Source organism: Pseudorhodoplanes sp. (genome assembly GCF_035565855.1).
Lineage (GTDB): Bacteria > Pseudomonadota > Alphaproteobacteria > Rhizobiales > Xanthobacteraceae > Pseudorhodoplanes.
This window is the reverse complement of sequence record NZ_DATMRX010000277.1, coordinates 1-6,034: the sequence shown is the minus strand read 5'-3', so window position 1 is coordinate 6,034 and position 6,034 is coordinate 1. Positions and strand designations below refer to the sequence as shown.

At 64.2% G+C, this 6,034-nt stretch carries 6 protein-coding genes; 3 read left to right on the top strand and 3 right to left on the bottom strand.

Going from position 1 to position 6,034, the window contains the following annotated elements; genetic code table 11:
• The coding region (locus VN004_RS15995) for a DUF1538 domain-containing protein (RefSeq protein ID WP_325612036.1) at positions 1–630 on the bottom strand (630 nt) is incomplete at its 3' end.
• 207 nt (positions 631–837) lie between these two features.
• Here VN004_RS15995 and VN004_RS15990 point away from each other — a divergent pair.
• Positions 838–1,860, top strand: a complete 1,023-nt coding sequence (locus tag VN004_RS15990; RefSeq protein WP_325612034.1) for an LLM class flavin-dependent oxidoreductase — start codon at positions 838–840, stop codon at positions 1,858–1,860.
• A 39-nt stretch (positions 1,861–1,899) separates the two neighbouring features.
• On the opposite strand, the gene VN004_RS15985 is transcribed toward VN004_RS15990, so the two are convergent.
• Complete coding sequence (locus VN004_RS15985; RefSeq protein WP_325612032.1) at positions 1,900–2,721, bottom strand: AtaL-like protein; 822 nt, start codon at positions 2,719–2,721, stop codon at positions 1,900–1,902.
• A gap of 157 nt (positions 2,722–2,878) precedes the next feature.
• On the opposite strand from VN004_RS15985, the gene VN004_RS15980 reads away from it, so the two are divergent.
• A complete protein-coding gene (locus tag VN004_RS15980) occupies positions 2,879–3,610 on the top strand; it encodes a TetR/AcrR family transcriptional regulator (RefSeq protein WP_325612029.1) in 732 nt (243 codons plus the stop codon).
• Between the two features lie 187 nt (positions 3,611–3,797).
• Positions 3,798–5,021 (top strand): acyl-CoA dehydrogenase family protein, encoded by a 1,224-nt coding sequence (locus VN004_RS15975; RefSeq protein WP_325612027.1) that lies wholly within the window; start codon positions 3,798–3,800, stop codon positions 5,019–5,021.
• Between the two features lie 71 nt (positions 5,022–5,092).
• On the opposite strand, the gene VN004_RS15970 is transcribed toward VN004_RS15975, so the two are convergent.
• A partial coding sequence (locus VN004_RS15970) for a hydantoinase B/oxoprolinase family protein (RefSeq protein WP_325612024.1) occupies positions 5,093–6,034 on the bottom strand: 942 nt, incomplete at its 5' end.

Genomic DNA, 6,034 nt, shown 5'->3' with positions numbered 1-6,034 from the left:
CCCGAAACCATCGGAGACCGCGGAGCGTCCCTGCAGCACCGAACTCAGACCGATGGCGAGCGCAATGATCACCGGCGCCGCCAGCACACCAGTCGTCGCGCTCCCCGCATCGAATGCGATCGGGATGAAGTCCGCCGGTGCAAGCACCGCAAGCACGAGGACAAGCGCAAAGACAGCGGTCAGCATCGCCCGCATGGACCAGCCGAAAATGATGCGTCCCATCGCGAGGGCGGTCAGGACCGCGAGCCCCGTCGCGACGACGTAGAGCACGACCGGCCCGGCGATCCTGTGCTGCGACACCTGGTCGACCTGCGTCGCCAGGACCAGCACATCGGGCTCGGCGACCGTAGTCGCAAATCCGAGCGCAAAAGCCACTGCAAGGATCAGCGACAGCGAACCCTTCCTCGGCAATTCGGCGCCGATATAGCGGCCCATCGGCAGGATGCCGAGATCGACGCCGGCAAACAGCAGCACCATGCCGATCGTCGCAATCACGGCGCCGACCAGGAACTGGATGAAGAGGGCGGCGGGAGCATGGACGATGGTGAATTGCAGCACACACACGGCCACGATCAGTGGCGCAACGGTCTTCGAGACCTCCAGCAGCTTGTCCCGCAAGAGCGCCAGCATAATGCAGCCACTCTAAAGGGCCTTCTCATGGGTGAGCAATCGCTGTCTCATACCAGCCATGCAACGCCGCAAGCGGCACTTGCCGCGCGGCCGGCCGGCTCACCACATTGCGCGGGCAGGCGATCGGCGATAAGGCCTGCCGTCACGCGATGACGTTGCATCGCCTGGCTTTAGAGACCTTCTCCCAAAACGATTGTTGGACCATCCGTGAAGAAAATCGGTTTTCTGTCCTTCGGACACTGGACCCCCTCCCCGCATTCCCAGACCCGCTCGGCCGCGGACGCCCTGCTGCAATCGATCGAGCTTGCGGTGGCGGCGGAAGAACTCGGCGCCAACGGCGCCTATTTCCGGGTGCATCACTTCGCGCGCCAGCTCGCCTCGCCCTTCCCGCTGCTGGCCGCAGTGGGCGCCAGGACCAGCCGCATCGAGATCGGAACGGCGGTCATCGACATGCGCTACGAGAACCCGCTTTACATGGCGGAAGATGCGGGCGCCGCGGACCTCATCGCGGGCGGCCGCCTGCAGCTCGGCATCAGCCGCGGCTCGCCCGAGCAGGTGATCGATGGATGGCGCTATTTCGGCTATCAGCCGGCGGAGGGTCAGAACGACGCTGACATGGGGCGCCGCCACGCCGAGGTGTTCCTGGACGTGCTGCGCGGAGAAGGCTTCGCGAAGCCCAATCCGCGCCCGATGTTTCCTAATCCGCCCGGCCTGCTGCGCCTCGAACCGCATTCGGAGGGCCTGCGCGACCGGATCTGGTGGGGCGCGGCCTCGAACGCGACCGCCATATGGGCCGCCAAGCTCGGCATGAACCTGCAGAGTTCGACGCTGAAGAATGACGAGACCGGACAGCCATTCCACATTCAGCAGGCCGAGCAGATCCGGGCCTATCGTCAAGCCTGGAAGGAAGCGGGCCATACGCGCACGCCGCGTGTTTCGGTCAGCCGCAGCATCTTTGCCCTCGTCGACGACCGCGACCGCGCCTATTTCGGCCGCGACGACGACCAGCAGGACCAGGTCGGCTATATCGACGAGAATACGCGAGCGATCTTCGGCCGCAGCTATGCGGCCGAGCCGGACAAGCTGATCAAGCAACTGGCCGCCGACGAAGCCATTGCGGAAGCCGACACGCTGCTCCTCACCGTGCCCAATCAGCTCGGCGTCGATTACAACGCGCACGTCATCCGGTCGATCCTGACGCATGTCGCGCCAGCCCTTGGCTGGCGCTGACCCGCCGCTGCGAGGGCCGGCGCCTCGCCGGCCTTGACCTCAGCTCGCGATCTTCTGCTCCGCATAGACCGGCGCAACGTCGATAAAAATTCGCAACTCGCCGACCTGATCGCCTTCGGGCCGCAGGATGCTGACGCAGGGCAGCGTCACGACCGACCCATCCTTCCGCGTATAGTGGACCGCAGCTTCCAGGATGGTTTCCTGCGGGTGATCCCAGCGGTTGACGAACTCGTGCTTCATGCCGCGGATCGTCGACCAGAACTGACCGATCGCCTCGGCAATCCGGTCCGCGCCTTGGACCGTCGGAAAATTGGCGAATGTCACGCGGGCATTCGCGCTGTGCATCGCCTTGAACGCGTCAAGGTCCATGGAATCCACCACGTCGTAATAGCGCCTGATCAGGCTGTCGCGCGCGCTCTTCATCTTGCGGATGGCGGCAAGCGTCGCATCGACCGCCTTCAGGTAATCCTTCTCGACGACTTTGCCGTATTCGATTTCTTCCGGGCTTCCGTCCTCGACGCCGGCGAGCTTGAGCTTGAAGCTGAAGCGCAGCCCGAGCCCGCTCTCGTCCTCCTCGATGAGATTGAGGATGGTACCAAGCACCGAGCCGTCGAGCCGCACGAATTCAACCCGCTGCTCCGGCACGAGGGTGATGCGCTCGCGACAGCGTTCGCCGCGGAATTCGATCTCGCGCACAAACACCATGTCGCTTTCCCGGTTCAGCACCTTGCAATGCGTCATTGCCGGCACGAAGGGCAGCGCGTTGTCGGCCTTCATGACGAGCCCTTTCCAGACATCGCTGCGCGTCAGGACAGGCTGGCCGGGCTCGTTGACGGGAACGCGTTTCGACACCTCGATCATGGGTCACCTCCCTCTTCCCTGTGTTCTGCCGCAACCGCGGGGGCGATTGCAGCTCTCGCTTCTGTACCGTACCGACCGTTACGGTAATCGCGCCGATTTCCCAAGTCAAAAGTTTTGCACTGGCGCCTTTGCGCATTCCTTGGCATAGCTTTAGGTCATGGAATCGCTCAGGAAATCGGCGACGAGGACCGCCCCGGCAAAGGCCCGCGGCTCAGGCGTCAGCCCGCGTACCGCGGTCAAGCGCGAGAAGATCGTGCGCTCGGCCGCAAAGCTTTTCCTCGAGCGCGGCTACGAGGCCGTATCGATCAATGAAATCATCGCAGTGGTCGGCGGCTCGAAGGAGACGATCTATTCGAATTTCGGCAACAAGGCGAAGCTGTTCGAGGCCGTTGTCCAGCAGCTCTGCTCGGACGTGACGATCAACATCGACACCCGGCCGATCGGCTCGCTGGAAGAACAGGCGACCCGCGTCGCGCAGTCCTTCGTCTCCATCGTGCTGACGCCGCAGATCATATCGTTCCACCGCCTGGTGACCTCGATCGGGCGTGAATTTCCGGCGGCAGGACGGCTGTTTTATCAGACCGGGCCGGAGACGGTTTACCGCATCTTCGCCGAGTGGATTGCGCTGCATCAGAAGGCTGGCAACATCCGCGCCGACAAGGACCCGCGCCGTCTCGCCATCCTTTTCCACGACATGCTGATCGGCGAGCAGATCCTCAGCTGGCTCACCTCGGCCTCGACGCAGAAGGATCGTGCAGCGCGCATCCAGCAGACCGTCGAAACCGCGGTCTCGGTGTTTCTCGGCGGCTGCGCTACCGAGGCCGGACTTGAGGGCGCGCCGCGTCGCACCGCACCACGCCGCAAAGCCATCCTGGCAAACGCCGGCTGAATCTGCGCGCTTCTGCGAGCTGCGCCACGCCTTAGCGCCCCCGCGCATCACGCCCCACACAGTTGCGAACGCAACAAATCGTCCGCGCATCTTCGCGTGCAAGACGAATAAACGCCATTGTCAAATCTCCCGGTCGCGTGCAGTATACGTACCGTAACGAACGTTACGCTTTCAGGGAGGAAGCGGAATGCAGCAGGAAGCGAAACGCTCCGCCGTCGTTCATGCGCTGGCGGCGCGCCCGGACTTCAGCGAGATCATCGCAAGAATACGAAAGCTCGCACCCGAGATCAGCGGACGGGCACTGAGCGCCGAAAAGCAAAGACGCGTCCCCGCCGAAACCATGGAGGCGCTGCGCGATACGCAGGTCTTCCGCATGATGCAGCCCAGGCGCTTCGGCGGATACGAATACGGGCCGGCCGAACTGGCGCAAGTCGGCTTCGAGCTTGGCCGCGCCTGCGGAAGCACCGGATGGTGCGGCACGCTCGCGGTCTGCTTCGGATGGATGACCGCGTTCTTTCCGCTCGAAACACAACAGGAAGTCTGGGACAACCCCGACAATCTGCTCGCCGTGTCCTATATTCCGACACCCAAGGTCGAAAAGGTCGATGGCGGCATCAGGATTGCGGGCAGCTGGCCCTGGGCGAGCGGCGTCGATAGCGCGACCTGGCTGATTCTGTCCGCCTTGCTCCCCAATGCCGAAGGCCCACCGACGCTGGCCTGGTGCCTCGTTCCGGTGCGCGACGTCATCGTCGATCACAACAGCTGGAATTCGAGCGGCCTGCAGGGTACCGGCTCCAAGACGGTGCATATCAAGGACGCGGTGTTCGTACCGTCGCACCGCATCCTGCCGATGGGGGCGATCTTCTCCGGCAAGGTGCCGGGGCTGGAGGTGCCCGACAACTTTCAGGCGCGCTTCGGGTATCCGACATTCGGTCCAACGGCGCTCGTGGCTCCCATCGTCGGTATGGCGCAGGGCGCACTCGACGCCTTCACCGAAACGGCGCGCGATGCCAAGCGCATGGCGCGACCGGGCGTATTCGAAAAGGTCGCCGAGTCACCGCTGATCCAAAGCCTGATCGGACGAACCGCCGCGCACATCGACGCGGCGCGCACGCTCATGGTCACCAGCCTGAGCGAAGGTCAGGAGATCGTGCGCAATGGCGGCACGCCCGACATCGAGCTGCGCGTGCGCATCCGTCGCAATCACGGCTTTGCCGCGCGCACGTCGTCGGATGTGGTGAACGAAATCTTCCAGAAGTCCGGCGCACAGGCCGCTGACGAAAAGAACCGCGTGCAGCGCTTCTGGCGCGACGCCAACGCGGCTGCGCTGCATGCAAGTATCGACTGGGACACGCTGTCGGCGCTCTACGGCACGCAGCAGCTTGGGCTGCAGCCGCAAGGGGTGTTCTGACGCGCGTGCCTCAAACCGTCACGGCAGCGAGCGGCGAACGCGATAGTCCGGCGGCCGCCGCTGCCGATCCTTCACGAATAGAGTTCGCGCGCCGCTTCCTCCGACACCTTGCCGTTAGCGACATCGTCTTCGAGCGCCTGACGATCCCGCTCGGCCGGATTGCCGTAGCCGCCGCCCCCGGCCGTCGTCACGCGGACGCGGTCGCCTTGCCGCAACGTGGTGACGAGCTTTGAGGGAATGACGGTGACCTCCCCCGAGGCGGCGTAGATTTCGGACTCCGCCATGCCGCCCGGCGCGCCGCCGTCGAAGCCGCTCGCCGCGCAATAATGCCGTTCACCGCGATGGGTGAAGCGCACCTCCCCTTGCAGGATTTCGTATTCCTTCACGATGCCGAGGCCACCGCGATGCCGCCCGGCGCCGCCGGAGTCGCGCTTCAAGCCAATCTGATGAACCCGGATCGGCGCCTCGATCTCCATGGCTTCGGCGGACAAGTTCATGCAATTGGTGACATCGGTCTCGATCACGTCGATACCGTCGGCGGTCATGCCGGCGCCGCTGCCGCCGGCGATCATCTCGCCGGTCACGAATGTTGAGCCATCGGCGCGTTTGCCGCCGAACATGATCGCTGCCATTTCTCCACTCGCATCGGCTGAGATGCGCTCCGGAATGACCGGTCGCACCGCGCCAAGAATGGTGTTGGCAATGCGCTTGATCGTAGCTGTTCGCGCATTGACCGCCGCAGGCTCGACCGGATTGACGATCGAACCCTTCGGCAGATTGAGCGCGATCGGCCGGAAGCAGCCGGCATTGGTCGGGATCGCCGGATCGGTGATGGCGCGGATCGCAAAACAGGCGGCGGCGAGCGATCCGGAGGGCACGCAGTTGAACGGGCCGCGGACCTGATCCGAGCTGCCAGTGAAGTCGCAGTGGAAGGACCCGTCGCGAATCGTGACGGCGACCTCGATGCGAATGCGCCGGTCGAGATCGATGCCGTCATTGTCGTTGAAATCGAC

Bases quoted from the DNA above. Each gene is read 5' to 3' on its own strand.
- VN004_RS15980 (WP_325612029.1), top strand. From the start codon at position 2,879: ATGGAATCGCTCAGGAAATCGGCGACGAGGACCGCCCCGGCAAAGGCC.
- VN004_RS15985 (WP_325612032.1), bottom strand. From the start codon at position 2,721: ATGATCGAGGTGTCGAAACGCGTTCCCGTCAACGAGCCCGGCCAGCCT.
- VN004_RS15975 (WP_325612027.1), top strand. From the start codon at position 3,798: ATGCAGCAGGAAGCGAAACGCTCCGCCGTCGTTCATGCGCTGGCGGCG.